At 43.6% G+C, this 25,323-nt stretch carries 25 protein-coding genes and 2 tRNA genes; 13 read left to right on the top strand and 14 right to left on the bottom strand.

What is annotated here, in order from left to right:
• Window positions 1–5 precede the first annotated feature (5 nt).
• Genes ABD960_RS16110 through ABD960_RS16085 form a run of 6 tightly spaced genes read left to right on the top strand, consistent with a single transcriptional unit; the run spans window position 6 to window position 5,391 of the window.
• The gene (locus ABD960_RS16110) at window positions 6–1,385 is read left to right on the top strand and encodes an NADH-quinone oxidoreductase subunit N (protein WP_345332397.1); all 1,380 of its coding nucleotides are present in this window, start codon (window positions 6–8) and stop codon (window positions 1,383–1,385) included.
• 58 nt (window positions 1,386–1,443) lie between these two features.
• On the top strand, window positions 1,444–2,115 hold the full coding sequence (locus ABD960_RS16105) for a DedA family protein (protein ID WP_345332394.1): 672 nt from the start codon (window positions 1,444–1,446) through the stop codon (window positions 2,113–2,115).
• The gene (locus ABD960_RS16100) at window positions 2,116–2,661 is read left to right on the top strand and encodes an inorganic diphosphatase (RefSeq protein WP_232177332.1); all 546 of its coding nucleotides are present in this window, start codon (window positions 2,116–2,118) and stop codon (window positions 2,659–2,661) included.
• A 7-nt stretch (window positions 2,662–2,668) separates the two neighbouring features.
• A complete protein-coding gene (locus tag ABD960_RS16095) occupies window positions 2,669–4,012 on the top strand; it encodes a hemolysin family protein (protein ID WP_345332388.1) in 1,344 nt (447 codons plus the stop codon).
• 9 nt (window positions 4,013–4,021) lie between these two features.
• On the top strand, window positions 4,022–4,732 hold the full coding sequence (locus tag ABD960_RS16090) for a 16S rRNA (uracil(1498)-N(3))-methyltransferase (protein WP_345332385.1): 711 nt from the start codon (window positions 4,022–4,024) through the stop codon (window positions 4,730–4,732).
• On the top strand, window positions 4,729–5,391 hold the full coding sequence (locus ABD960_RS16085; RefSeq protein ID WP_345332382.1) for a DUF4159 domain-containing protein: 663 nt from the start codon (window positions 4,729–4,731) through the stop codon (window positions 5,389–5,391). The genes ABD960_RS16090 and ABD960_RS16085 overlap by 4 nt, the downstream gene beginning before the upstream one ends.
• Before the next feature lie 325 nt (window positions 5,392–5,716).
• Here ABD960_RS16085 and ABD960_RS16080 read toward each other — a convergent pair whose 3' ends face one another.
• The gene (locus tag ABD960_RS16080; RefSeq protein WP_345332379.1) at window positions 5,717–7,327 is read right to left on the bottom strand and encodes an SUMF1/EgtB/PvdO family nonheme iron enzyme; all 1,611 of its coding nucleotides are present in this window, start codon (window positions 7,325–7,327) and stop codon (window positions 5,717–5,719) included.
• A 216-nt stretch (window positions 7,328–7,543) separates the two neighbouring features.
• Between ABD960_RS16080 and porV the strand changes: the two genes are divergently transcribed.
• Together porV and ispF are read left to right on the top strand one after the other, a co-directional pair.
• Entirely contained in the window at window positions 7,544–8,695 is a 1,152-nt protein-coding gene (porV, locus tag ABD960_RS16075; protein ID WP_345332377.1) for a type IX secretion system outer membrane channel protein PorV, read from the top strand.
• 2 nt (window positions 8,696–8,697) lie between these two features.
• The gene (ispF, locus tag ABD960_RS16070) at window positions 8,698–9,180 is read left to right on the top strand and encodes a 2-C-methyl-D-erythritol 2,4-cyclodiphosphate synthase (RefSeq protein ID WP_345332374.1); all 483 of its coding nucleotides are present in this window, start codon (window positions 8,698–8,700) and stop codon (window positions 9,178–9,180) included.
• 70 nt (window positions 9,181–9,250) lie between these two features.
• Here ispF and der read toward each other — a convergent pair whose 3' ends face one another.
• Together der and era are read right to left on the bottom strand one after the other, a co-directional pair.
• Window positions 9,251–10,552, bottom strand: a complete 1,302-nt coding sequence (der, locus tag ABD960_RS16065) for a ribosome biogenesis GTPase Der (RefSeq protein WP_345332371.1) — start codon at window positions 10,550–10,552, stop codon at window positions 9,251–9,253.
• 170 nt (window positions 10,553–10,722) lie between these two features.
• Window positions 10,723–11,598, bottom strand: coding sequence for a GTPase Era (gene era, locus ABD960_RS16060; RefSeq protein ID WP_345332369.1), 876 nt, complete (start codon window positions 11,596–11,598; stop codon window positions 10,723–10,725).
• 141 nt (window positions 11,599–11,739) lie between these two features.
• Between era and ABD960_RS16055 the strand changes: the two genes are divergently transcribed.
• Window positions 11,740–11,812: transfer RNA gene (locus tag ABD960_RS16055), tRNA-Met, on the top strand.
• A gap of 106 nt (window positions 11,813–11,918) precedes the next feature.
• Window positions 11,919–11,991: transfer RNA gene (locus ABD960_RS16050), tRNA-Met, on the top strand.
• Here ABD960_RS16050 and ABD960_RS16045 read toward each other — a convergent pair.
• From ABD960_RS16045 to ABD960_RS16030, 4 genes are all read right to left on the bottom strand, one after another.
• Window positions 11,951–13,504, bottom strand: a complete 1,554-nt coding sequence (locus tag ABD960_RS16045) for a recombinase family protein (protein WP_345332853.1) — start codon at window positions 13,502–13,504, stop codon at window positions 11,951–11,953. The two genes, ABD960_RS16050 and ABD960_RS16045, sit on opposite strands and share 41 nt — an antisense overlap.
• Window positions 13,491–13,694 carry a hypothetical protein gene (locus ABD960_RS16040; RefSeq protein WP_345332367.1) on the bottom strand — a complete coding sequence of 68 codons (204 nt, stop codon included), beginning with the start codon at window positions 13,692–13,694 and terminating at the stop codon, window positions 13,491–13,493. Before ABD960_RS16040 ends, ABD960_RS16045 begins: the two co-directional genes overlap by 14 nt.
• A 679-nt stretch (window positions 13,695–14,373) precedes the next feature.
• The gene (locus tag ABD960_RS16035) at window positions 14,374–14,832 is read right to left on the bottom strand and encodes a HEPN domain-containing protein (protein ID WP_345332364.1); all 459 of its coding nucleotides are present in this window, start codon (window positions 14,830–14,832) and stop codon (window positions 14,374–14,376) included.
• Complete coding sequence (locus ABD960_RS16030; protein WP_345332362.1) at window positions 14,825–15,871, bottom strand: hypothetical protein; 1,047 nt, start codon at window positions 15,869–15,871, stop codon at window positions 14,825–14,827. Before ABD960_RS16030 ends, ABD960_RS16035 begins: the two co-directional genes overlap by 8 nt.
• Before the next feature lie 193 nt (window positions 15,872–16,064).
• On the opposite strand from ABD960_RS16030, the gene ABD960_RS16025 reads away from it, so the two are divergent.
• Complete coding sequence (locus ABD960_RS16025) at window positions 16,065–16,490, top strand: helix-turn-helix transcriptional regulator (protein WP_345332360.1); 426 nt, start codon at window positions 16,065–16,067, stop codon at window positions 16,488–16,490.
• 23 nt (window positions 16,491–16,513) lie between these two features.
• On the opposite strand, the gene ABD960_RS16020 is transcribed toward ABD960_RS16025, so the two are convergent.
• From ABD960_RS16020 to ABD960_RS16005, 4 genes are all read right to left on the bottom strand, one after another.
• Complete coding sequence (locus tag ABD960_RS16020) at window positions 16,514–17,569, bottom strand: hypothetical protein (protein ID WP_345332358.1); 1,056 nt, start codon at window positions 17,567–17,569, stop codon at window positions 16,514–16,516.
• Complete coding sequence (locus tag ABD960_RS16015; RefSeq protein WP_345332355.1) at window positions 17,566–18,462, bottom strand: tyrosine-type recombinase/integrase; 897 nt, start codon at window positions 18,460–18,462, stop codon at window positions 17,566–17,568. Before ABD960_RS16015 ends, ABD960_RS16020 begins: the two co-directional genes overlap by 4 nt.
• A 219-nt stretch (window positions 18,463–18,681) precedes the next feature.
• The gene (locus ABD960_RS16010) at window positions 18,682–19,893 is read right to left on the bottom strand and encodes a relaxase/mobilization nuclease domain-containing protein (RefSeq protein ID WP_345332352.1); all 1,212 of its coding nucleotides are present in this window, start codon (window positions 19,891–19,893) and stop codon (window positions 18,682–18,684) included.
• Window positions 19,890–20,225 (bottom strand): plasmid mobilization protein, encoded by a 336-nt coding sequence (locus ABD960_RS16005; protein ID WP_345332349.1) that lies wholly within the window; start codon window positions 20,223–20,225, stop codon window positions 19,890–19,892. The genes ABD960_RS16010 and ABD960_RS16005 overlap by 4 nt, the downstream gene beginning before the upstream one ends.
• Window positions 20,226–20,944: 719 nt before the next feature.
• On the opposite strand from ABD960_RS16005, the gene ABD960_RS16000 reads away from it, so the two are divergent.
• Window positions 20,945–21,313: a hypothetical protein gene (locus tag ABD960_RS16000; RefSeq protein ID WP_345332346.1), complete on the top strand. Its 369-nt coding sequence runs from the start codon at window positions 20,945–20,947 to the stop codon at window positions 21,311–21,313.
• Window positions 21,306–22,196 carry a putative phage abortive infection protein gene (locus ABD960_RS15995; protein ID WP_345332343.1) on the top strand — a complete coding sequence of 297 codons (891 nt, stop codon included), beginning with the start codon at window positions 21,306–21,308 and terminating at the stop codon, window positions 22,194–22,196. Before ABD960_RS16000 ends, ABD960_RS15995 begins: the two co-directional genes overlap by 8 nt.
• A gap of 399 nt (window positions 22,197–22,595) precedes the next feature.
• On the opposite strand, the gene ABD960_RS15990 is transcribed toward ABD960_RS15995, so the two are convergent.
• The 3 genes from ABD960_RS15990 to ABD960_RS15980 are packed head-to-tail and all read right to left on the bottom strand — an operon-like array spanning window position 22,596 to window position 24,829.
• Window positions 22,596–23,033, bottom strand: coding sequence for a ubiquitination-like system serine protease family protein (locus ABD960_RS15990; RefSeq protein ID WP_345332341.1), 438 nt, complete (start codon window positions 23,031–23,033; stop codon window positions 22,596–22,598).
• Entirely contained in the window at window positions 23,014–24,192 is a 1,179-nt protein-coding gene (locus tag ABD960_RS15985; protein ID WP_345332338.1) for a ThiF family adenylyltransferase, read from the bottom strand. Before ABD960_RS15985 ends, ABD960_RS15990 begins: the two co-directional genes overlap by 20 nt.
• Complete coding sequence (locus tag ABD960_RS15980) at window positions 24,167–24,829, bottom strand: multiubiquitin domain-containing protein (protein ID WP_345332335.1); 663 nt, start codon at window positions 24,827–24,829, stop codon at window positions 24,167–24,169. Before ABD960_RS15980 ends, ABD960_RS15985 begins: the two co-directional genes overlap by 26 nt.
• Between the last annotated feature and the right edge of the window lie 494 nt (window positions 24,830–25,323).

Raw genomic sequence — 25,323 nt, 5'->3', positions numbered from 1 at the left:
ATAAGATGACCACCTTAATAATAATATCTGTTTTAGCCCTTGTGGTTTTATACTTAGGACTTTTCAAGGCGAACAATGTAATATTACCGGTAACGGTGTTAGTACTGCTTTCGGCTTTTTGCACAGCAGCGGCCGAATGGAATACTAACGCTCAGCCTATATTTTCGGGCATGATGTTGTTTGACAGGTTCGCTGTTGCCTTCTCTGGGATCACCATACTTTCCACAATATTGATTTTACTGCTTTCAAAAGGTTACTTTGAAAAGATTAGCAGCCACGTGGCAGAGTATTACGCTATTATATTATTTGCTTTGGCAGGTATCATCGTAATGGTATCATTCCACAATATGGTGATGCTGTTTATCGGTATCGAGATCATGTCCGTAAGTTTATATATTCTGGCAGGTATCCGTAAAAACGACTTTGCATCCAACGAGGCAGCTTTAAAATATTTCCTGATGGGAGCCTTTTCAACCGGTTTCCTGTTGTTTGGTATAACGTTGATCTACGGCGCTTCAGGTTCATTCAACCTGGAAGCGATCCGCAATTATGTTATTGAAAACCCGAGACAGATCAGTCCGCTGTTTTATACCGGCCTGTTGCTGGTTATAGTAGGTATGTGCTTCAAGGTGGGTGCCGCGCCTTTTCATTTCTGGACTCCGGACGTATACGAAGGCGCACCTACGCTGATTACCACCTTTATGTCGACCGTGGTGAAAACAGCCGGGTTCGCCGCATTCCTGCGTTTGTTTTCTGCATGCTTCGCCACCCTGTCTGATTTTTGGACGCCAGTGTTATTGGGTATCACTATTCTTACACTATTTATAGGCAATATAACTGCCCTTTATCAGCAGAGCTTTAAGCGTATGCTGGCATTTTCCAGCATCTCGCATGCCGGTTACCTGCTGTTTGCTATCGTAGCATTGGGCTCGGCGTCTGCAAGCTCCGTATTTGTTTACGCGTCGGCTTACTCGGTAGCCTCAATCATCGCTTTCGCCGCGTTAATACTGGTGCACCGCCAAAGCGGTTCAGATAGTTTTGACAGCTTTAACGGGCTGGCCTCAAAAAATCCGTTTTTGGCGTTTACGCTAACCGTAGCCATGTTATCATTGGCAGGTATTCCTTTAACCGCGGGCTTCATCGGTAAATTTTTTATGTTTTCTGAAGCATTGAATAAATACCAGATATGGCTGGTGGTGCTTGCGGTTGTTAACGCCATAATCAGTATCTTCTATTATTTCAGGGTTATTATAGCGATGTATTTCCGTACAACCGACAGGAGCGAGGTAGCCGTACCGGCTTACTATACCTTTGTTTTGGGCTTATCTGCGGTAATCACTATCGTGATAGGGGTTTATCCGGCGTTGATATCTGATCTGATTTGATAACAAAACAGGCCGTCACAACTTCAGATAATTATTTGTAGTTTTATGGCCTAACCGCATGGAAAACATTTGGGATAACCTGCAAAGTTTAACTGATGCCAATACCATAATCGGTTTTGGCTTTTACGTTTTACTTGTAGTGGTTTTTGCCGAAACGGGCCTGTTCTTCGGTTTCTTTCTGCCCGGCGATTACCTGTTGTTTATGGCAGGTATATTTTGCGCGGCGGGTAAGTTACCTGTTGATATCAGCATGCTGGTTTTATCATTGGCAATTGCGGGTATTTTAGGCAACTACGTAGGCTACTGGTTTGGCTACCGAACGGGGCCTTTATTGTACAAACGCAAGGATTCATGGTTCTTTAAAAAGCGTTATGTAAAGGTTGCCGAGGATTTTTATCATAAATATGGCGGTACTGCGCTTATTTTAGGCAGATTTTTTCCGATAATCAGAACTTTTGCGCCTATCTTTGCAGGAGTTGTTAAGGTAAGTTTTAAACAGTTCACCCTATACAATATAACGGGCAGCGTTTTATGGGTGAGCACACTTACATTGGCAGGTTATTTTTTAGGCAGGAATTATCCTGAAATAGAAAATTATTTGCAGTATGTTATTTTAGCATTCCTGGTAATAACAACGGCCCCCCTGATATTTGCTTTCGTGAAAAAGAAACTTATTAGCGGTAAAAGCGTTAAAGAAAACGAAATTGATAATAAAGATATACAAGAATAAATGAGTACTCAACACCCATGGCACCAGGTATCAGCTGGTAAAAATGTTCCGGAAGTAGTAAGCGCGATCATCGAGATACCAAAAGGCTCGAAAGCGAAATACGAAATAGATAAAGATTCAGGTTTGTTAAAGCTTGACCGTGTACTGTTTTCATCAGTAATGTACCCTGCTAATTACGGCTTTATTCCACAAACTTATTGTGATGATAAAGATCCGCTGGATATATTGGTAATTTGCTCTGTTGACGTTTACCCGATGTCGATCATCGAGGCTAAAGTTATCGGTGTAATGCACATGGTTGATAATGGCGAGCAGGATGACAAGATCATAGCCGTTGCCGCTAACGATATGTCGGTAAACTACATCAACGATATTTCTGAACTGCCGCCGCATACTATGAAAGAGATCGTTCGTTTCTTCCAGGATTACAAAACCCTTGAAGGCAAAAACGTAACCATCGAAAAATGGCTTGGCGTAAGTTATGCACATAAGGTAATAACGGAAAGCATTGAGCTTTACCAGAGTACCTTTCCTGTTTACCAATAATTAATACATGGACCCCGGACTCGAACTTGAAATTAGCGGTTTTAAAATAATCTTTACCTTTTTCCTGGTATTGTTAAACGGATTTTTTGTTGCAGCAGAATTTGCAATGGTAAGAGTCCGTGGTTCACAAATTGAAATAAAAGCTAAGTCAGGCAGCCAGGCGGCAAAAGTAGCCCGTGGCATTATGCACAATCTCGATGGTTACTTAGCAGCCACACAGTTAGGTATTACCTTAGCTTCTTTAGGTTTAGGCTGGGCCGGTGAATCAGTAATGACGGCTGTAATGTTAAACCTCTTTTCGTGGTTAGGCTTCACCATTACTTCATCCTGGATCATTAATTCGAGCCATGTAGCTGCTTTTGCTATAATTACAATATTGCATATAGTTTTTGGTGAACTTGCGCCCAAATCGTTAGCAATACAAAAATCGGTTCGCACGGTAATGGCTATATCATGGCCGTTAAGATTTTTTTACGTTTTCTTCAGGCCATTGATATGGCTGCTTAATGGCTTCGCTAATTTTATACTGCGTTTGTTAGGTATTATAACAGTACATGGCGAAAGCCATCACAGCTCTGAAGAATTACAATACCTGCTTGAACAAGGCAAGGAGTCAGGCGCCTTGGATAGTAATGAGCATGAGCTGATCCAGAATGTGTTCGAGTTTAACGAGCGTGTGGTTAAGAACATCATGGTGCCCCGTACCAAAATATCAGGTATCGATATTGAGACAGATCGTCAGGAACTACTCGAAACCCTTATTGAAGAAGGTTACTCACGCATGCCGGTGTACGAGGAAGTGATTGACAAGATTGTGGGCATTGTTCACACCAAAGATATATTGCCCTTGCTGGTGAAGGGTGAGGATATCAACCTTAAGGAAATTATACGTAAGCCATACTTTGTTCCGGAAACCAAGAAGATCAATGATCTGATGGCCGAGCTGCAGCAAAAGCGTATGCAAATAGCCATTGTGCTCGACGAGTTTGGCGGTACCGCCGGTATGGTTACACTTGAGGACATCGTAGAGGAGCTGGTAGGAGAGATACAGGACGAGTACGACGAAGAAAAACCTATAGTTGAGGAAGTGAACGAACGGGAATTTATTGTAAATGCCCTTGCTTCTATATACGATGTTAACGAACACTTGCCGCATGATTTGCCTGAGGACGGCGATTATGATACGGTTTCAGGCTGGCTGGGCGACTTGTTTGGTAAAATACCGGATGTGGGCGAACAGAAAGAAGCGAATGGCTATAACATCACCGTACTCAAAAAATCCGACCAGAACATTGAGTCGGTAAAGCTTGAACTGCTGATAAATGATGAAGATACCGTAGATTTGCATTAATTTGCGTCTATGCATCTGTTCTATACACCCGATATTCAGCCTTCGGTAAAGCAATACTTTTTAAACGAAGAGGAAAGCAAGCATTGCGCACGTGTGCTACGTCTTAACGTTGGCGATGAGATACAGTTGATTGATGGCCGGGGCGGGTTTTATGTAGCCCGTATTAAGGATGCACACCCTAAGCGTACCATACTGGATATAGTTTCGGTAAACGAAAAATACCAGCAGCGCAATCATTACCTGCATATCGCGGTAGCTCCCACAAAGAATATTGAGCGGCTGGAATGGTTCCTTGAGAAAGCCACAGAAATAGGAATTGATGAAATATCGCTCATCATCTGCCAGCGCTCCGAGCGTAAAGAAGCACGGGTTGACCGGCTTAACCGCATCATTACTTCAGCAGTAAAGCAATCCATCAAAGCCTATCACCCGGTTTTAAATGAGCCCATTCCTTTTGCTAAATTCATCTCCGCTGGATTAAGCGGACATGGTTTTATTGCGCACTGTAACCCCGGCGCTAAAGCGTCGCTTAAGTCGGTACTTGAAACCGGTAGTAAAAACACCATCCTGATTGGCCCGGAAGGTGACTTTACCGAAAACGAGGTGGTTGCCGCTTTAAATGCCGGTTATAAAGCCATAACTTTAGGTGAGAGCCGCCTGCGTACCGAGACGGCTGCTTTAGAAGCCTGCTTTGAGGTGAACTTTTTGAACCGACTATGAAAAAGGGATTGCTATGGTTGGGTGTTATAAGTGGTGTGGCATTGCTTGCAGCTTTTAACGCGCCTACTTATAAAATAGGGCGTGTAAAGTATAACGGTGGCGGCGATTGGTATGGCGACCGTACAGCTTTGCAAAACCTCATCAAATTTTGCAACACAAATCTTAAAACCAATTTTCAGGCTGAAGAGGAAATTGTAGAAGTAGGTAGTGCGCAATTGTTTGATTACCCCTTCGTATTCCTGACCGGGCACGGCAACGTGATCTTTTCGGCACAGGAAGCACAAAACATGCGCAAATATTTAACCGGCGGCGGCTTTTTGCATATTGATGATAATTACGGGCTTGACAAATTTATCCGTCCGCAAATGAAAAAGGTTTTCCCCGAGCTGGATTTTGTAGAGTTGCCCTTAAATCACCCGGTATTTCACCAGAAATATGAACTGCCTAACGGCTTGCCTAAGGTACATGAACACGACAATAAAAGACCGCAGGCATTCGGCCTGATCTACAAAGGCAAACTTGTGTGTTTTTACTCCTACGAAAGCGATTTAGGCAACGGCTGGGAGGATTATGGAACGTACCCCGGCGATAGCCAGGAAACGCGCCTGAAAGCGCTTAAAATGGGCGCTAACCTGGTGCAGTATGCCTTCACTAAGTAGATACCGCTACGTTACAATTATAAAGGTTGCCATTTCAAACCGTATTAAGAAACCTCTCTATCATACTACTCAGAGTGATTAATACTTAAAGTAGAAATCTCTCATATTCGAGTTTCCGGCCTTTTAATTTTCGGGTAGCACTAAAAAAAATACTAACGTTATAAGAAAATTAAACAGCCGGTGATTTTTGTTTCTTTTGATCACTCAGAAGAAATTGAGGACAAGTAACGAATGTTAACCAATACTCGTATAAAGAAATTTAGGTTTCATAAAACAGAGAAAGCCGCAATTACTCGCGGCTTTTCTGTTTTATCTCTTCAAGATATTATCTCGAATTTTTTGGTTTTTTAACCCTGATGTGTGGTTTGCCTTGCGGATTGATCTCAGGCGCGCCAACCATCGTCATGGCGCAGCGGAAGCCAACTTCGGCGCTCGAATTGTCCTGATCCATAAAGCGGCGGGTTGCTGGGTTTAACCAGTAGGCCATATCGTTCCACGAGCCGCCTTTGTAAACCTTTGAGCGGTTGCTTACCAATGTAGTAGTGCCATATAAGGCAGCATCAACGGTATCTATATAATCGCGATAGTCGTTTGTGTAGGGTTTGCCCGCTATGGAGCTTGGCGTAGCGGTAGCTGTAACGCCCGTGCTATCGGTTGCGGCAGGTGCCTGTGCGTCGCCTGTACTGTTTTGCGCATTACCGCCTTGTTGCAAGGCGATAAACTCGCTGTATTTCATTTTGCGGTTTGATTTCGCCGGGTCCTTTATCGGCCTGCCGTATTTATCCTTAGCATAAACACCCTTTGTCGGATCGGCCATACGTTTGTTGGTAAACTCGTTACCACGGAAAGGGTTAAAATCCTCCACGTCTTCAAATGACATTTGGCGATAAGTATCCGCCACCCATTCGTTTACGTTGCCCGCCATGTTGTATAAACCAAAATCATTGGGTTCGTATGAACGTACCGGCGCGGTAATGTCAGCCTTATCATTCAGGTAACCACCAACACCGGCGTTATCGCCGTTACCACGTTTAAAGTTAGCCAGCATTAAGCCACGGGTAGCTTTTTTGGGAGAACGGACGCCGAGGCCATTCCATGGGTAAACTTTACCATCATTTATGTTTTCAAATTCGGTGTTACCTGCAAGCGAAAGCGCGGCGTATTCCCACTCCGCTTCAGATGGTAAACGATAGCCCTGTTTTAGTATACCATCTTCCATACGTACCGGGCGTACTGCTTTTGTTCCCTGCGCGTTCGGATTTAGGTCGGGCATCATTTTTTTACCATCTATGCCCGGGCCACGGTATTGGTTGTTAGTATAAATATCGGTGTTAAAAGGCTCTTTACCTTTACGGGCGGCATTGTCTTTCCAATTAGCCAAATAGCCGCGTTCGCGTAAAATATTTTCGTTTGTACGGTCGGTACGCCATGCACAGTAATCCTGTGCCTGCTCCCAGGTAACACCTACAACCGGATAATCCTGAAAAGCCGGGTGCCTTAGGTAGTTATCAACATAAGGTTCGTTGTATGATAGTGGCCTGCGCCAAACCAGTGTATCTGGCGTTGCATTGTAATAAAGCTCCCGATCGTCAGGGAAAGTGATATTTATCCAGTGCAGGTAATCCAGCCAATCCTGGTTAGATACCTCAGTTTCGTCCATATAAAAAGATGGTACTGTAACCCGGCGCCTGGTGTTATTATTATCAAACATCACGTCCTGATCGGCACTGCCGCCCATTACAAACGTACCACCCTCAATAGGCACCAGCCCGGGGCCGGGGCTTGGGTGGGTTTGCCTGAAACGCATATAACCGCCGTTGGATCTGTCGTTATAAACAAGGCCTGTTTTTTGCGACCGCTGTTTTTTTGAGCAGCCTGCCACGGCCACACCCAACATTAGTAACGCCAAAGCAGTTCTTGTAAAAGTTATCTTCATGTTATTTTAAGCAATTATCAAGTGGTAAAAGTAACAACTTCACCATCTAATACAATAATGAAGTTGGTTTTGTTTCCCGCTTTTTTAACGTAAATAAGGCCAATTTAGTTACAACCTATTTAAAGCTATTACGTATTATCATTTGTTTGTTTTTTGATGATACCCCCGGCATCAAAATTTATATATTTGACAATTAACAATCACCCACCCAGCTAAATGAAGCTTAGTTTATTCAGAGCATCGGTTTACGCAGCACTTTTGTTGCCAGGAATGGCGTATGCGCAAACCAATTTAAATGGTAGTACAGGCTCAGCCATCCGCACGGAGGTGCCGTTTCTGAACATTACGCCCGACTCGCGTTCAGGCGCTATGGGTGATGCCGGCGTTGCTTTATCGCCCGATGCTAATGCCACCTACTGGAACCCGTCAAAACTTGCTTTTTTAGAGGAAAACCACACGGTTTCATTATCATACAGCCCCTGGCTACGCCGCCTGGTGCCTGATGTAAGCTTGTCTTACCTAAGCTACGCGCACAAACTGGACGACCGGAATAGCATCGGTGCTTCTCTGCGTTATTTTAACCTGGGCGCTATATCTTTAGCTGATGAAAGCGGCACTAACCAGGGATTGTACACGCCTAACGAGTTTGCTATTGACGGATCATTCGCGCGTAAGTTCGGCGATAACCTTTCATTAGGCTTAACCCTGAGCTACATTCGCTCCAACCTGTCAAATGTTTCATTCGTGTCAGGCTCGGGGCAAACTTCGCGTGCGGCTAACGCGGTGGCTGCGGGTGTTTCTATGTATTATAAAAATCCCACACAGCAATTTGGCAAGGATGCCTTGTTCGCGTTCGGGGCTAACATATCCAACATTGGTACCAAAATAGGCTATACCGATAACGGCCCGCGCTACTTTCTACCCACCAACATGAAGCTGGGCATAGCCAATACCTGGTATTTAGATGAAACCAACGAACTTACCTTTGCTTTTGATGTGAACAAATTGCTGGTGCCAACAACTACCGTAAATCCGGACGGCAGCGTTAATAATGGCGACGACGTATCGGTGCCGGCTGGTATCTTTCAATCGTTTACGGATGCGCCCGGTGGCTTTAGCGAGGAGATTAAAGAGATCACCGTATCGCCGGCTTTAGAGTATTGGTACAATAAACAGTTCGCTTTGCGCACGGGTTACTTTTATGAAGCTGCCTCAAAGGGGGGCCGTAAATACCTTTCAATGGGGGTGGGGTTCAAGTACCAGGATTTTACGTTTGATTTCTCATACCTCGCGGCAAACCAGCAAAACAGCGCGCTGGCAAATACGCTGCGTTTCACATTATCTGCTAACTTTGGCGGCAAAAAATAATTGTGGCTAAAATTAAAGTAGGTTTCGGGTTTGATGTTCACCAGCTGCGTGAGCAACATCCGTTTGTTTTGGGTGGAGTAAAGTTAGATCATCATGCAGGCGCTTACGGGCACTCTGATGCCGATGTGATGCTGCACGCCATTTGCGATGCACTGTTGGGCGCAGCCAACCTGCGCGATATCGGGTTTCATTTTTCTAACAAAGACGACCGCTGGAAAGGCATCAGCAGCCTGATACTGCTGCAGCACGTGGTTAAATTACTGGCGGACAAAGGCTGGGCAATAGGTAATATAGATGCCATGGTATGTTTAGAGGCACCCAAAATAAACCCGCACATACCGGCCATGCAAAAAAACATAGCCGAAGCTGCAGGTATCAGCGAGGATGATATATCAATAAAAGCGACAACTAACGAGCAACTGGGCTTTATTGGCCGTGAAGAAGGGGTGGTAGCTTACGCTGTTTGTTTGATAGAGAAGATATAAGATAGTTAGACAATATAAAACAGAAAAGGCGCTTATTGAGCGCCTTTGTTTTTATACGAACATAAAATGTTTATTTCTGCCTGAACCATACCTGTACCGGTGCGCCAGAGAAATCAAAGTTTTCGCGCAGTTTGTTTTCAATAAACCTGTAGTATGGTTCCTTTACATACTGCGGCAGGTTGCAAAAGAATGCGAACATAGGCGACACGCCGTTAATCTGCGTAGCATATTTAATTTTTACATACTTACCCTTAATTGAAGGCGGCGGGAAATTTTCGATTATCGGCAGCATCACATCATTCAGTTTTGAGGTTGATATTTTGCGGGCCCTGTTTTCATAAACCTTATTAGCTACATCAATCACCTTAAGTACGCGTTGTTTTTCGGTAACAGAAGTGAAAATGATGGGCACATCGGTAAACGGCGCTATTTTTTGCTTGATCTGCTCCTCAAATACCTTAACGGTTTTGCTGTTCTTCTCAATCAAATCCCATTTATTTACCACGATGACGATGCCTTTCTTGTTCTTTTCGGCCAGGTGGAAAATATTGATGTCCTGGGCTTCCAAACCCTCAACGGCATCAACCATCAGGATCACCACATCAGCCTCTTCAAGGGCTTTGATGGTACGCATTACCGAGTAAAATTCAATGTTCTCCTTAACCTTGGTTTTTTTACGCAAACCGGCGGTGTCTATCAGCATAAAATCGTGCCCGTACTGGTTATAGCGGATGTGTATCGAATCGCGGGTGGTGCCGGCTATCGGTGTAACTATATTGCGTTGTTCGCCAAGCAAGGCATTAATGATGGATGATTTACCCACGTTAGGACGGCCAACTATGGCATATCTCGGCAAGCTGTTTTCTTCCGGCAGTTCGTCGTCAAAGTGTTTAATTACTTCGTCCAGCAGTTCGCCGGTGCCTGATCCCGTCATGGATGAAATGTTGTAGATCTCGCCCAGGCCAAGACTGTAAAATATCGTCGCGTCCGACTGTAGCATGGTGTTATCTACCTTGTTAACAACCACAAATACAGGTTTATTGCCTTTGCGTAACAAGGTTGCGATCTCGTCGTCAAGGTCGGTTACGCCGGTGGTAACATCAACCATAAAAATAATTACGGTAGCCTCTTCAATGGCTATTACCACCTGCTCGCGTATGGCGGCTTCAAATACGTCTTCTGACCGGGCTACATAGCCACCGGTATCAATCACGGTGAACGTGCGGTCGGTCCACTCAGCTACACCGTAGTGCCTGTCGCGCGTAACGCCGCTAAAATCGTCAACAATAGCCTTACGGGTTTCTGTTAAACGGTTATAAAGGGTTGACTTGCCAACGTTGGGCCTGCCTACTATAGCTACTATATTACTCATTCTGTTTTTAGATTATAGATTTGAGATATGAGATTTGAGACAAAATAAGTTAAACAATATCTTATCTCAAACTAATAGCTAAATCCCTTATTTAATTGCAGATGTTGATTTTGAGAGCTTAAAGATCAATAATCTAAAATCTCATATCTAACATCTCAAATCTTAATTATTTATTCGTATCCAAATTTCTTTAAATAGTTCTTTTTGCTGCGCCAGTCGGGTATAACCTTTACAAACATTTCCAGGAATACCTTGCGCTGAAAAAATTCTTCCATATCCAGGCGGGCATATTTGCCTACTATCTTCAGCATTTCACCGTTTTTGCCGATCAGGATATTCTTTTGAGAATCGCGTTCCACAATAATTTCGGCACTGATGCGGTGGAGTGTTTCGCCCTCAACAAATGCCGTTACAATTACTTCGGTGCTGTATGGTATTTCCTTTTTATATTGTTTAAATACCTGGGCGCGTATCATTTCGGATGCGAAAAAACGGTCGTTACGGTCAGTCAATGCATCTTTTTCGTAATAGGGCGGATGCTCGGGCAGGTGCTCTAATATGAAATCCATAATGGCCTTCAGGTTATGCTCATGCAGGGCTGATATAGCGAAAACGGCTTTAGGGTTAAGTTTTTGCTGCCAGTATTCAACCTTTTGTTTAACAACTTCGGCGTCGGACTGATCGATTTTATTGATTAATACAGCCAGTGGCGCCAATGATCCCTGCAGTTTTCTAACCACATCATCCTCATCGTGTTTCTCATTAATATCAGTAACCAGGAGTATCAGGTCGGCGTCTACTATAGATCCTTCTACCTGGTGCATCATGCTTTCGTGCAGGGCGTAATGCGGTTTAATAATACCCGGCGTGTCTGAAAACACGATCTGGTAATCATCCGTATTAACAATACCCAAAATACGATGGCGTGTGGTTTGCGCCTTTGGGGTGATGATAGACATTTTTTCGCCAACGAGGTGGTTCATCAGCGTTGATTTACCTGCGTTGGGTTTACCTATAATGCTAACAAAACCTGCCCTGTGACTCATAAAAACTTTTTTAAAATATTTTTGGACTGCAAAGAAACGAATTATATCTTTGCAGTCCAATTCAAAACAAATCTTAATTTTGATTTAGGTATTGAAAAGGCTTTTTCGGGGTTATGGCGAAAAAGAAAATAAGCACAATAGTGCGGGATGGAGCAGTTGGTAGCTCGTCGGGCTCATAACCCGAAGGTCATAGGTTCGAGTCCTGTTCCCGCTACCTAAAAATTAGAGGCCTTAAGTATTAACCACTTAAGGCCTTAATTTTCAAATCAGAAAACATTACGGAGTTATGCCCGTTATGTATGATACCAAAAACAAAATAGTGCGGGATGGAGCAGTTGGTAGCTCGTCGGGCTCATAACCCGAAGGTCATAGGTTCGAGTCCTGTTCCCGCTACCGAAGCGGACAAGCTTGAGAAATCAAGTTTTGTCCGCTTTTTTGTTTCATCTAACTTGCTGTTTATCAAATAGATTAAGCGAGCTGCCTCGTTGACTTTAGCGGTTCGATATTCATTTCCGTCAAAACACAGTTTTTCAGGGTACATCGAACCAATCAATTGCCGCTTCTTTGATGTATCTCCCTCTAAATAACGGACTTGTAGCGATTTTAAGGCAATTAAAGCCTTGTCAAGACACTCCTCAAGGTCATACGCCGGTTTGCTGAAATCTGTTAGTTTACTTTCCAATGTCAACAATTTCCTCTCGCATTCATCTTTGATGGATTTGTAATCTACGGTGTCTATTGCATCATCAAGCAACAGCCTTCGCGCCTTAGTAAGCCTGTCATTCTCCAATTGTATTTTGGCAAGCAATTCCTTCCGCTCCCCGGACTGCGAACCGTTTTGCTGGGTAAATAAGTCTTTTACGACCAATCTGAACACTTCCGCAACACCCTGCCTTGGCACGTAACGCTGTAACTCTGTAACAAAAGAACTATTCACATCCTGAGCTTTGTATCTTACACCACAACTGCTTTCGCAATGATAATAATAGTAATAATTGTTGCGCCCTTTCGAGCCGCTGCCAGTTAGTAGTTTACCGCATGACGGGCAAATCAGGAAGCCGCGCAATGGCAAGCTATCAACTGTCGTCATTTTAACGAGTTGGATGCGCTGCCTGCCATCGAGTACATCCTGCACCTGTTGAAAAAGCCTTTCCGATATTATAGCCTCATGCTGCCCATCGACCAACCGCCTAGGTTCGTCACGGTAAGCAGGAACGACAATTTTACCACAATAGGTATAGTTCCTCAACAAATGATAAAAATGGCTCTTACTGCACTGAAAGTCTTCGCTAACCAGCTTTTGCCTTATGCTGTCAACGTGGTGTATTCCTTTTGCCATTTCCTCGAAAGCCCACTTGACTATTGATGCTTGCGGCTCCCTTGGTATGATACTCTTTTTCCCATCTAAGGTGCGGTTGACATAACCATACGGAGCTGTAGTGAGGTATCGGCCTTCCTTACGTGCACGGCGCATACCGTAGAAGGTATTTAGCGCCCTTCGGTCATTTTCGACTTCAGGCGCTGCAAGATAAAAAGCAAGCATCATTTTGTTTTCCGGGATAGATAAGTCAAGCGGTTGTTCAACTGCTTGCGGTTCGATACCCACCTTTCTCAGAACGTTAATCATTTGATAGGCATCACCGGCGTTGCGGCTAAACCTATCCCATTTAGTGAACAGCAGTAAGTCGGCGGTGCGCCTTTTTTCTTTTTTATAAGCAGCGAGCATTTTTGACCATGCAGGACGGTTAAAAGTTTTTGCGGAGTAATCCTCGTAAATAACGTTTATAACGGTTATCTGCTGTATGCTGCAATATTTACGCAATACTTCTTCCTGGCTGCGGATTGAGTAACCTTTATCGGCTTGCTCATCGGTACTTACTCTAACATATAGATCAGCTTGTTTCATTTGTTTGCTCCTTCGTTGTTTCTTGTTGCTTGTTTTTAAAATATTGATCGACACTCAGCTTGCCTAAAAAGTACAGGAAGTCCAATATCTGTGTAGCTTGTTCTTCTGTTACTTCGTAACCTTGTTCTCTAAGCAGCTTGATAGCCTGCTCTGTTGTTACATTCCTCTTTTCGCACGATTCAAACTTCATTAATTAATCCTTAAACACGTTCCGTCTGATCGGGCCGACAAACCGCTTGCAAACGATGAAACGCACCGCCCGACGATAACGGGCGGGTACTGCGCGGTACCTGCCGCCGCTGGAGTCGAACGCTTGCCGTTCTTGCCAGCAGATAGCAAAGCCCATCATCGAAAGGAAATACCACGCGCACTAAGTATCGCCTTTACGCCCTGAAGGGCTCATAGTATGGTATTCTCATCGCTTAAACAACCGGGAGAGCAAGCAGGATAAACTGTCAAGGGTGGCGAATTTAGATGCAACTCAATCGCCATTCACATGCCCTTGACTATTTTTCCTGCGGAGCTAATTTTGTGTCCGCGATAGGATACCGTCAAACACAACAGTACAAAACAGGAGCAAGAATAGGTAGCAGGTTTAGTGGTAAGATATTACCGTAGGTTATAGAGAATGTCACATAAAACAGTTATGTAAACCATGGAACAGCCGGACAATATCGCTATAACCGCAAATCAGTAAGGCCTGTTATCACAGAACGGTATAACTATGTAACTGACAAAGCAGTTATACGAGAGGTACGAAACGTATTACTGCAAAGGCGGCGAGGCTGGCTACGGCTGGCCTGCGCGTATGCGCTGGAGAGCCGTAGCTTGCCGGAACCGCGAACTAATAATAGTTCAAGCCATGTATGCTACAGATCGGCTGTCAACAGGAATTTATTATAAATGCGCTTAGTCAGTTCAATAAGCTGATATACTTTCGTTTTTACCGCTGCTGCCTTCGCATTGTTGGCGGCATAGTTGTCCCTATACCGCACATCGATATAAGCATTCTTTAACACCTGAAACAGCTCCTCGTCCTTCGCATCTTCAAGATTAAATACGCCAGTAAAATCCGTAGTGAACATCTCCGTGATAGCGAGCAGTCGTGATAGGTTATGATTATTGATCTCGTAGCCAAGCACAACCCGGATGATAGCGACCAATAAACATTCTGCTGATTGGTGCAGCAGAAACAGCGCTGCATTAGTTGATTTTTGTTTAAGGCACCAATCAGCGGTATTGTAAAACTCTTTACCTTGCTGATACCAGCGATTCCAGTATTCTGCGTGTTTAAAGCCGTCAGAAAAGCAATCGGCAATGCTATGCACTGGCAAGCAACCCGCCCGATAAATAGATTACAGGGCAGGATAATACCTGACAAAAGAAAAAATTACCTTTCGCCACGGCAGTTTTAAAAGCGCCTGCGTAATGGACTAACACGGTCACCTTAGCAATTGCTTCACAACTTTGTTCGATGATACTATTGAGGTGCTGTGCCTGCCGCTGTTCATCGTCCGAAGTCAACACCAACAGGAATAGCTTATCAGCCGAATCCGGCCTCACGCCAAGATAGATAATGGCTTGCACTGTGGGCACCTTGTTCTGAATAACGCTAACTAAGTCTCTAAGTACATCGTTACAGATGGTTGGGATTACAGTGTTCAAACGATATAGCGATATTTCGCTCGGGTGTTCTTTTGCTATTTCGTTAGCCTGCTCTGTAGCTATCCCGTTCGGCTGCTCAACAATTATAGCGTTAATCTGTTCGGCAGTTACATTGTGATCCTTCTTATCCTTTAGGTGTGGCACCACCTTGCTGCGCTGATAGATCAGCCATGACGCCGAATACAGTTTTTGCAGGTTCTCGAAAATGGCGATGAAATCACCTGTAACGACCCAACCTTCGCCGCTAATACATGATAAACCATGTTCCAGCCATTCATATAGCTGAACCCGGTAGTCCGGCAGGCTGTATTTGCTAAAGATGTGGCCGATAACCGAAAACGGGTCACATAGTTCCGCGTCGCTCAGGTTTTGTGGATAATCCCGCCATATGTCACGCTCACCTGGAATAAGGTCTGCGGTTATCACTCCAACATTTTCGCCACGTTTCCACAGCACCCATGCCGCTTCGATCAGACTGATATTTGATTCGTGAAAACTTAACAGGCTGCCGGGATTGCCGTTCCTGTCAGTATAATAGGTCTTACTGAATATAGCCTCCCGCCATGACGCTAAGCGAGCCAATTGGTCGGGCAACCAGTCATCGTCGAAGAATGCGTCCATGGCAGTTACCGGGTCGCCGATCTCTTTCAGGGTAAGGTATTTTATGGGGCTGCCCCAATCATTTTGCTTATCTGCTTGCATAGAATTTGAGTTTAATGCCTGTCTGTATTGGCAAGCCTATCAAATTTCAAAAGCAAGTGTTTTCTAAACTATTCCTGAATATTCTATCGAAGAATGGCACTGGGATAAATTAGTTTTGCGATAGTCCTTTAAGCCGCAATAGGCAAAAAGGGCATTTTTTACTATATTTGTTTAAGCCTTACATTTATACCCGATGAGCACAACAGCAGAAAAACCCAACCAAATCCACCATGGCCGCAACGTTAAACGCTTTCGCGAAATGCTGGGGCTGAAGCAGGAAGCGCTTGCTTTCGAGTTGGGCGAAGACTGGAGCCAAAAAAGGGTTTCCCTGCTGGAAGCAAAAGAAACCATCGAGGAAGAATTACTGGCGCAAGTAGCGGCTATCTTGAAAGTGCCTGTTGAAGCTATAAAGAACTTCGACGAGGAAAAGGCGATTAACAATATTCAAAACAACTATGATAATTCTGTTATACATGGTGGACCCAGCGTAAATTATGGTTGTACTTTCAATCCCATCGAAAAGATTGTGGAACTTTACGACGAAAAAATTGCACTGTTAGAGCGTCTGCTTGCAAGTGAACGTGAAAAGATGGAGTTTTTCAAAGGAAAAGACGCTTAGAGCCCCACATATTGCACACAATACTATAGTTCGCTTTTATCACTCGGTAGTAACCAATCATCCTCAGAGTCGTTCAGCGGATCAATCCAATCAGCTTTCTGATGTGCCCACCGAAACCATTCATCGTTTGGATGCTCCATCGCGCCTATATATTCACGAAGTAGTTGCGCTTTTTTCCAAAGTTTCGCTTCAGACAGTAACTGTTTAATATCTCTTAATTCCTGTCGCCTTCGTGTTTCGCGTTCCGCTTGTGCTTTGCGCTCTTTTTCCCAAGCTATCTGCCATAATCTTGTTTTCTCCTGGTACTCCTCTTCCTGCTTAGCGACCAGCTCCAACTTCGCCAAAATCTTTGGTAGCTGGTCTTCCAAGTTTCTCGTCTTTAAATCCTGCCATTCTGCTCTGAGCCTGCCGTCAAGTTTAAAAGCCAGTTTACCGTTGGGCAGCCATTCAAAATCCTGGTAAGGTTTATGAGTTATCTTGTGCCTGGTGGTCTTTTCGCGGAAACATACCTTTAAGGATGTATCCCGAATGATGATATAGCAACCGGAAGCATTTGATTCAAACCGGTGCCTTCGGGCGCGAATCAATTTGATTAAGGTGTCCATAAATCGAAGCGCCCTTGTGATATTTACAGGTGCAACACGAATATCCAGCTCGCCTGTTGCTGTTACAGCCATTCCGGGATGATTTACATCTGTCTTTTTGTATAAGCTTTCCTTTGCTGCGATAATTAAAGGGTCAGGATTGCTTAACCTGTTCGGAACCCTGAAAGGCAGTTTTTCCTTTGCAATTTGCTTGGTTAACAAATCCAATTCGGAAACTTTTTTGACGGGTTGTTCCGGTGGTCGTTCTTCCAGATCGACATATGGTTGGCCTTTGCATTTTAGCGGTAAAGCTGGTTTCTTTAATTGTTGCCCGGCATATGTCTTAGCCCAATGTCCTGCTTTCGGTATGGGAATATTTAAGCGCAAACAGGCTTTACGAAGCCCCACATCCGATATGGCATATTGTTTAGCTATCTCTGTCATCGGCTTTTCCCAAACCAGCCGGTAAAGATCTTCCCTTTCTAATCGTATCATAATACAGGTGCTGCTTCGCGCATTTCCTCGGTGTTAAACTCGCCCAAACTTCTGAGATATTTTAATGTAACCGTTACCGATGAATGCCCCATCATCTTTTGAACGAGATAAACATCTTTCGTCCTGCGGAATACATCTATAGCGGCGGAATGCCTGAAAGAGTAAAGCGTTTGATTGGGATAGATCAGGCCGTAATTCAGCAAACCCTTCTTTTGCCTGCTCCACTGCTTACTGAAGTAAGCTTCGTTAAAGGGTGTCTTGCACAGGCTGAAAATATTATCATCCCGCTTTATGCCGTCCAATACCGGTTCTAATTCTTGCCTTACATAATCAGGCACGTAAACGACCCGCACCTTACCGCCCTTATTTTCATCGCCCGCCAAATGAATTTCTGTATTACCTGCTTTGAAGTGTTTTTTAGTCAGCAGGCGTATTTCTTCATGCGGACGGAGAAAGCAACCGTAGGTTAGCAAGCAGCAAAGATATAAATTGTCATGGTTTGCCTTAACGAAATTCAGGATCGGCTTCAACTGCTCTTTTTCATAAGCCAGGTTAAGTTTGGCCTTTATCCTTCTCGGCTCCGTTCTTTTAACCGTCAGCAGTTTTTCGTCGATCAGCCTGGCGGCAGTATTAAAAAGGACGCTTAGTTCCCGGCGCTTGTTCATATAGTGGGTGCTTGACGAATCGTAGCGATGCAGAAACGCTTCTATCTGCGCGGTCGTTAAATCCCGGATCGGAATTTCCCGCCCTTCGTCACCTAAGAAAAGCATAAAATGATTGTAAAGGTGTCGAAGGTTGTCCTTGTGCTTTCGGCTCAGGTCAGATGTCATTTTCTTTTCAAGGGCCTGCCGGAAAAGCGACCCTACGGATTGATCATGGTTTGTTTCTTTCATCAGGTAAAAATCACCGTTACAGGGCTAAACAGGCAGCTAATTCCGCGAATTCCTTCTCGCGAAAGAATAAGTATTCCGTTACCTCACTTCAGTAGCCGACAGCGCGTAGGACGGCAAAATAGGGGAACAATCATGTTCTATGCAATACTGAATAGGGATATTGCAGAAGCAAGTGCGGATAATTTACTACCAGAGGAACAAGTTAAGGCGATAGCGTCACTATCGCCTGTTAGTTCTGGCCTTTCGCTGCCTTTGGCGGTCTTTCCCATAAATCGCCTCGTCATCCACGTCGTCGCTAATACTGATGTTCAAAGCAGTGTCCAGCCTATCAAATTCAGGATGGCTGTCAGCCCTATGAAGTAAATCTGCACTCGGTGATTGGCTTTGCTTTTCTTCAATTCCCGTTCTATCGATTCCTGCCGCTGTATGATCTCCCGCAAAAGCGGCTGGTTGATAGCCGTCTTTTCGGTCAGTTCCTTTATCGTTTGCAGGAAGTCCTTCAATGCGGTGTCCATTGCCGATGTTTGCTGCGGGTTCCCGCTGGCCGTACTTTGCTCTTGTCCTATCGTTTGCTGCGCTAATCGCCGCGCTGTCTCTGCCTTGTTCATAGTCGATGTGTTTTAATATCTCATTCCATTTAAAGCGGTTCCCCAATGCCTGTCCGCGTATCTTGAAATCGTTGTGGAAATAGGTAATGCCGCTTACCCTGCCTGTCGATGCCTGGTTAAAAAGCAAAGAAATGCCATGCCGCTCGCAACGCTCAATAAACTCCTGTATGCTGATACGGCGGGATGGCAGTAAAAGCGATAGCTTCTCCTGGAGTAAAAGCTTTTCAGATACGCCGCCAGTCCTCTCCATCATTTCCAGTTCACCCTTAGTCGGTGCTTTTAAAGGGCGTTTATTTTTGGAGATGATGTTGCCTGGGTTTTTAGTTCTGCCATTATTCAGTTCAGTCGATTGCCCGATATGCGGCTCTACCGTTATAAGGTTATACTGCTGTTCCAGTTCCCTTAGTATGGCTTCGCTCTTTTTGAAGTTTTGGCTGTCGGAAACAACGGTACCGTCAAAACGGATGCGGTTTACCAATAAATGAAGGTGTAAATGGTCGGCATCATTATGCCTGAAAATAAAATACTGATTGTCATCGTAACCACTTTTGCGTAAATAATCATGCGCTATAGCTAACAACTGTTTATTTTCCAGCACGTCTTCTTTAGCAAAGTTCAGGCTGGTATGATAAACGTACCTGTTCAGAGCAGGCCGGAAGCTGCGCACCAAATCCACTTCCTGTTTGATAATACGTAAATCAGCAGATGCGAAATTTGTGTCGAGTATGGTTGCCCGTTTGCTCTTATCAGGATGTATTACCTTATTCAAGTTATACTGCAAAGCACCCATAAAACTTTTACCGATCTTTTGGCTGGCTATCAATTGAGCAATATTTTAATGATGAGCTGTAGTTGTTCGGATAAGTCACGCAAAGCTGAACTTATACCGAAAGGAAACCGGCCGGAATTGGTCTGCCTGGCAAGCTGATTGATATTGGTGCCGATCTTTTTCAGTTCGACGTATGTGTCGATGTCGATACGAGCCAACTTGGGCTCAGGTGCGCGCCCTTTGAGTAGTTTCTCCCGCACATACAAGTAGTTGGACAGACCTGCCGCTTTTGCGGCTTGCTGTACTTGTAAGCGCTCAATGGCAGTTAACCGGATTGTTATCCTGAATATTCGCTTCTCGTCTTTATGTACTGTCGGCCTTGCCATAAACTTTATTTATGGCGGCAAATGTTACTACTTTATTTAAGATTTTTTCGGTAGTTACTCGTACTGACGAACGATTTATTTTAAAGCTGTATTAGCACTTCAGGAGTGTAACAGGAAGACAAGCAACCACAGAATGAACAGTCCAATCGCCGCTTTATCGTTCGTCGTCAAATTTTTCATATGGTGGTATATTGATTTAATCGCAATTGTCTTTTCAAGATACATAAGTTCCCGTTATTTAGTTACAAAGCTACAAATAGCTTTTCTTCTGAACTAAGCCCAATGAAATCTGTGCATTCAAGTGCTATGTTATATGCTGAACATAGTGAAGTATATCGGGTTCGGGTGTCCCGACAAGACGTTTTGGGCTGCCCAAAACATGGCTTGCTTTATTAACTTTATTAAACTTTAGCTGGTGTTGTTTAAAAGCAGCAAATATTCGGCTCAATTCTATAAAGAACGTAATTCGCATAATAATATGAGTACGCTACAGCTGCCTGGCGACAAGCAGTTGCTGCATTCTTTATTACAGATATCAACTCAAATTGTATATTTAATTTGACGGCTAAAATATTTCTATCATAGTTCTAATTCGTCTACAATCAATGTGTCATCTTTTATATATTTAATACGAGATGATTCATGGAGTATTTTTAGTTGCTACAGAGACTGCATTATGACCGAAATTTGTATCTTCGGGCAACCTGAATCTGAAAGCTATGGTGTTTTTTTTTGTACGGGCATGGGTGTGGTTACGCCGTAACCCAATTCTTTTTATCGCATTGCTCATTACCCTTGCCGGTCTCATTATCGGAGGAATGTTCTTTTACCGTTTGACGAAGAGCTATACAGTATGGGGCTCCGGTGAGGTCGAAGTAACTAAGACAGGGGCGGTAGGAGATTTTATCGCGGGAGTGGTTGGCACCCTGTTTTCGCTGGCTGGCTTTGTTATGGTATTGCTCACTTACCGAGAACAGAAGATTGCGACAGAAAAGGATAAAAAGGAGGCCCGGATCTTTACGCTGATACAGATCCACGTCGATAACTCGAACCATATCAGCTACAACAACCCTTACCGCAATGGCTAAAGTACCTAACCACCAGGGCAAGGTCACGTTCGAGTTTATCCTCACACAGTTCGAAACCTGCATTCATGACCTTCGGCCATTCTTCCAGTTGTTTACGTATGAAAAGATATGCTTGCCAGCGGAAACTGCGAAGATAGGCTGTATTTTAAAACAGCGTCCGGACATCAAACCCTTACAACTAATCCTTTGCGATATAGCTTACTCGGTGGTTTTTTTCGGCCTAAACAAGTGGGATCGTGAAGCCATCAAAAATCTATATCAGTCGGTATACCACCCTATGTTTCTTAAGTACGTACTTGATTATTTAAGCCGTAAACCGCACCGAGATTCCGAAGAGTATAATCAATGGCGTGAGCTTCAATTTCCTCTGCGCACAGCTTACTTAGAGCAGTTGACAGCAAACATGGCTGAAAATGCTGACCATTTAAATGTATTTAGCGAAACATTAGATCGGGACAGTAAATTTCGACACCTTTCGTTCAGTCGTCCTTATAAATTTTATGGCGGACACCAGTTCAAGCTCGGGCACTACTACCGACATCTGTTTCAAACAGTCAAATACATCAACGAACAGTCAATCTTTTCATACCCAGAAAAATATGAGTATAGCAAAACACTTCGCGCACAATTGTCAACACCGGAGCAATATCTTCTTCTCTTCAACAGCATATCACGGATCGGCAGGGACTGGGAACTCAACAAACTGGTTGCAGACGCTACCTGTATCGATGAACAACTCATCACCAAATACAACTTGGTCAGGAACGTTCCCTCCGTAACTTTTTTGGATTTTCTAGATATGAGAGACTATTATCCGTTGGTCACTTTTGAATTTCAGCCGGAGCCGGAAGGCAGAGATAAGCTCGAAAAAAAGTACCATTAACCAACACCCACGTTCGAGGTACGCAAGATAGTTAATCGCAATGTTAATAAGTAAATGGCACCGATGCATTGACTACCCGTCATGATAAAGAGCACCATTTTTTTCAGAGCATCTTGGCAGTTTTGAATACGTAAAATCGCAGGTTAAACTATTCCTTAGTCACACAACTACATGCTCAATGTTATAAACCATGCGAGCGTCAGTTAAGCCGCGCCAATATGGCACGGCTTACTAACACAAATGTCTTATGTTATTTAGACTTCTTTACGGTCTGAACATAAGTCGTTTTTGGACTTCTTTTAACTTGGGTGTTACTAACGAACCTCCCGGTTATCGCACTCTTATTTACCTTTGTTGCTTTACTCACGGTTAATACCTCCTTTCTCTTTCTTAAGTATTTCAAAAATTAAAAAAGCTGAAGAATGATTTGAAGCGTTGAAAACGCGACTTTTTCTTCTTCTTGCTCTTCATAGTAATACCCCCTTTTGTTTTCGCCGAAACCTCGCCGAAATATTTGTCTTTGCGCCTGCGCTCGTCTGCTCTTCCACTTGCCACTTTTTCGTCGCTCCAGTTTCCAGAATATTTGACCTTGTTATCTATGATCCAGTAATGGGACCGGCATTCAAAGTTCCAGTTCCCAATAGAAGGGCTCAAAGAGATTGTCTTGCCATTAAACTTCAGCTGCCAATCTACAGGCGAGATGGGTGTTACAACCTCATTGCCACAGCCACATACACACAAGTGCATGGCTGTGCAATAAGGGATCGAAACATACAGTATGTTCGGTTCCATAACATCAGGGACGTGCTCGACGAATTTATGATGTAGCGTCATCATTGATTATTTTTGAAGTTGTTACCAGGTACGATGAATGATGTTCTCCGCCGACATCTGCATAGATGCCGCTAAGTTTTTTCCACTTGATCACCGCTAACATGGCGTTCATCGCATTAAGCTCGGCGATCTGGATATTGGTCGCATACTCGTTATCATCATCATCAGTGCCAGGTAGTTTACCTGACAAGTGATCATGCTTTTCTGGAGTTGCTGTGGTAACCCTTAGCGTACCTATCAAACGTTCATCAACAATATTTACACCCAGGCCAACATCAATAAAGTTGACATTCATTCCAACAAGGTGTTCTGTGATCAACTTACGTGGCCTGCTCTTATCAATAGCAATGAATACATGTGTCATATTATTGAGTTCATCAACATTTCTAGCGTCTACATAGTAGCAATGTTTTATGATGTGCTTGTGCATGCGTGAGTATATTTCAGCGTAATATTCCACTTTGTTCAATTGCTGATCAAGTTGCTCAATAGAGGCGGCTCCCGGGGATCTGAACGCATTATGCTGCAAAAGAACATCGCCATCGTAAATGTGTATCTCGCCCACTGGAGTTTTGGCCAACATATCTAAAATATAAGCACCGGTACCGCCCAGGCCAATGATAGCTACTTTTTGCCCCTCTAATCTGGCGTTGATTTGCAAGATCTCGGCTCTGCTCGAGTTTGTATCAACATATTGAAAAACGGAACCTTCAGCAACAACAGGTACTACTTTAAATGTTTTAGCAGTTACTTGGTCATCAATCGCTTGTGCTGGCCCGGATATTACCCTTATATATGTAGTCAACTTTTCATAATAGTCGGGGTAGCCGTTAGCCGGTTTGTTTGAGAAGAGATGATTAGTGGTTACACCTTCCCGGATCAACATTATAGGGTTGCTATTTTTTATCGCCGTAATTTCACTTCCATCCTGGTTGCACGGATTTTCCCCCATAAAATAAATGATATGCGGGGGATTGGGTGCCGTAGTGGTGGGATTTGCAAGTGTTAGCTGACTTACCAAGGTGCCGTATTTAATCTCCAACTTGTTGTTCAAATAGGGTACATGGTGGATAATTAAATATCCACCATGTACTTCTACTTCATAGCCTTCGTCTCTAAGACGTTTGAGATCGGGGCTATGATTGATTAGTTGCAGAGACATCGAAATTCATCTTATCTTTAACGAGTACAACTGATCCCTTCACCATAGAGCCTTCGGGTTTTGGTTCTGGCCCGCCGCTATAGTTTACGGTATAAACCTTCTGCGGATTCGGGTCATAACTACCAAAGGCTAAAATAACCACTTCTTCAAAAGTGACTGTTCTTTTCGCCCATGGCTTGCGGCGTGTATTAACTAAAATAACGACACTGAACGGTTTGGAGATGAAATGCTCTTTGCCCGGCAGCGCAAGGTCGACCTGTCTGCCATCAACAATCAACTCGTCCTCATAAGGTTCGGGCACTTTTAAAAACAATTCATCGGTTCCCGGTACCTTACCAAGCTCTCTGATTTTCTCTGCAGAGATGTACTGCTCATATGAGAAGAACGGCTCACCGTTAATAGTGAATTTTAGTTTATCTTCAACGTAAAAGTGCTCAACATCTGTGCGCGCCAGGTCGACCTGTTCGTCATTCTTGATTAGGTCGGGCTCATATCCCTCTTGTACAGCGAGGTACATTTTAATGTGTAACGGAATCCCTGCCAGCTTTTTCAAAGCGGCACCGGTCATAAATTGTTCAAAAGTTTCAAATCGCTTGTTGTCTATATAGAACACCAAGGCTTCTTTATTTTTTTTCATCTTGTTTCTAAATTTGTAATACCAAAAATTTTAAGGTGCTGCTTATCATTTCGGCAGCACGCCGGATCGTATCCGGTAGTAAATCAGCTTTTTTAAATCGTTTTTATTTAAAGTTCAACCTTTCAGGCCCAGAAAAACGGCTTAAACGCCTTAAATTTTGGTTTAGAACCTATCGAGAGCTTGCAGAATTGCAAAAAAGAAAGTAAGTTTGATCACCACAATCTGTACTTACTTAGGAGCCAAGAAGCTTTTAAGGCTATTGGTCTTTTTTGAATTTACATGCCAGGTAGTTTCTGCCTGGTTTTTTTATATCCTTTCCTCCGGGACAAATATAACTCCATATTTTCAAAATGCAAGGTTTTAACGTAATTAATTTTTTTGTATAGTTTTATAAAACAAAATGTTAAATTTTGCTAAGTTTTATAAAAATATGATGTAAAGTATCATAAACATTTTTTATCTTTGTCTAATTATTTACATTTGCTAATAATTTT

It is taken from the genome of Mucilaginibacter defluvii (assembly GCF_039543225.1).
GTDB classification, from domain to species: Bacteria; Bacteroidota; Bacteroidia; order Sphingobacteriales; family Sphingobacteriaceae; genus Mucilaginibacter; species Mucilaginibacter defluvii.
The sequence above is the reverse complement of the archived record's forward strand: the minus strand, read 5'-3'. Positions and strand labels throughout refer to the sequence as shown.

What these genes read in the sequence shown, in the direction of transcription:
- ABD960_RS16110 (WP_345332397.1), top strand. Translation starts at nt 6, where the DNA reads ATGACCACCTTAATAATAATATCTGTTTTAGCCCTTGTGGTTTTATAC.
- ABD960_RS16105 (WP_345332394.1), top strand. Translation starts at nt 1,444, where the DNA reads ATGGAAAACATTTGGGATAACCTGCAAAGTTTAACTGATGCCAATACC.
- ABD960_RS16100 (WP_232177332.1), top strand. Translation starts at nt 2,116, where the DNA reads ATGAGTACTCAACACCCATGGCACCAGGTATCAGCTGGTAAAAATGTT.
- ABD960_RS16095 (WP_345332388.1), top strand. Translation starts at nt 2,669, where the DNA reads ATGGACCCCGGACTCGAACTTGAAATTAGCGGTTTTAAAATAATCTTT.
- ABD960_RS16090 (WP_345332385.1), top strand. Translation starts at nt 4,022, where the DNA reads ATGCATCTGTTCTATACACCCGATATTCAGCCTTCGGTAAAGCAATAC.
- ABD960_RS16085 (WP_345332382.1), top strand. Translation starts at nt 4,729, where the DNA reads ATGAAAAAGGGATTGCTATGGTTGGGTGTTATAAGTGGTGTGGCATTG.
- ABD960_RS16080 (WP_345332379.1), bottom strand. Translation starts at nt 7,327, where the DNA reads ATGAAGATAACTTTTACAAGAACTGCTTTGGCGTTACTAATGTTGGGT.
- porV (WP_345332377.1), top strand. Translation starts at nt 7,544, where the DNA reads ATGAAGCTTAGTTTATTCAGAGCATCGGTTTACGCAGCACTTTTGTTG.
- der (WP_345332371.1), bottom strand. Translation starts at nt 10,552, where the DNA reads ATGAGTAATATAGTAGCTATAGTAGGCAGGCCCAACGTTGGCAAGTCA.
- era (WP_345332369.1), bottom strand. Translation starts at nt 11,598, where the DNA reads ATGAGTCACAGGGCAGGTTTTGTTAGCATTATAGGTAAACCCAACGCA.
- ABD960_RS16045 (WP_345332853.1), bottom strand. Translation starts at nt 13,504, where the DNA reads ATGAAACAAGCTGATCTATATGTTAGAGTAAGTACCGATGAGCAAGCC.
- ABD960_RS16040 (WP_345332367.1), bottom strand. Translation starts at nt 13,694, where the DNA reads ATGAAGTTTGAATCGTGCGAAAAGAGGAATGTAACAACAGAGCAGGCT.
- ABD960_RS16030 (WP_345332362.1), bottom strand. Translation starts at nt 15,871, where the DNA reads ATGCAAGCAGATAAGCAAAATGATTGGGGCAGCCCCATAAAATACCTT.
- ABD960_RS16025 (WP_345332360.1), top strand. Translation starts at nt 16,065, where the DNA reads ATGAGCACAACAGCAGAAAAACCCAACCAAATCCACCATGGCCGCAAC.
- ABD960_RS16020 (WP_345332358.1), bottom strand. Translation starts at nt 17,569, where the DNA reads ATGATACGATTAGAAAGGGAAGATCTTTACCGGCTGGTTTGGGAAAAG.
- ABD960_RS16015 (WP_345332355.1), bottom strand. Translation starts at nt 18,462, where the DNA reads ATGAAAGAAACAAACCATGATCAATCCGTAGGGTCGCTTTTCCGGCAG.
- ABD960_RS16005 (WP_345332349.1), bottom strand. Translation starts at nt 20,225, where the DNA reads ATGGCAAGGCCGACAGTACATAAAGACGAGAAGCGAATATTCAGGATA.
- ABD960_RS16000 (WP_345332346.1), top strand. Translation starts at nt 20,945, where the DNA reads ATGGTGTTTTTTTTTGTACGGGCATGGGTGTGGTTACGCCGTAACCCA.
- ABD960_RS15995 (WP_345332343.1), top strand. Translation starts at nt 21,306, where the DNA reads ATGGCTAAAGTACCTAACCACCAGGGCAAGGTCACGTTCGAGTTTATC.
- ABD960_RS15990 (WP_345332341.1), bottom strand. Translation starts at nt 23,033, where the DNA reads ATGATGACGCTACATCATAAATTCGTCGAGCACGTCCCTGATGTTATG.
- ABD960_RS15985 (WP_345332338.1), bottom strand. Translation starts at nt 24,192, where the DNA reads ATGTCTCTGCAACTAATCAATCATAGCCCCGATCTCAAACGTCTTAGA.
- ABD960_RS15980 (WP_345332335.1), bottom strand. Translation starts at nt 24,829, where the DNA reads ATGAAAAAAAATAAAGAAGCCTTGGTGTTCTATATAGACAACAAGCGA.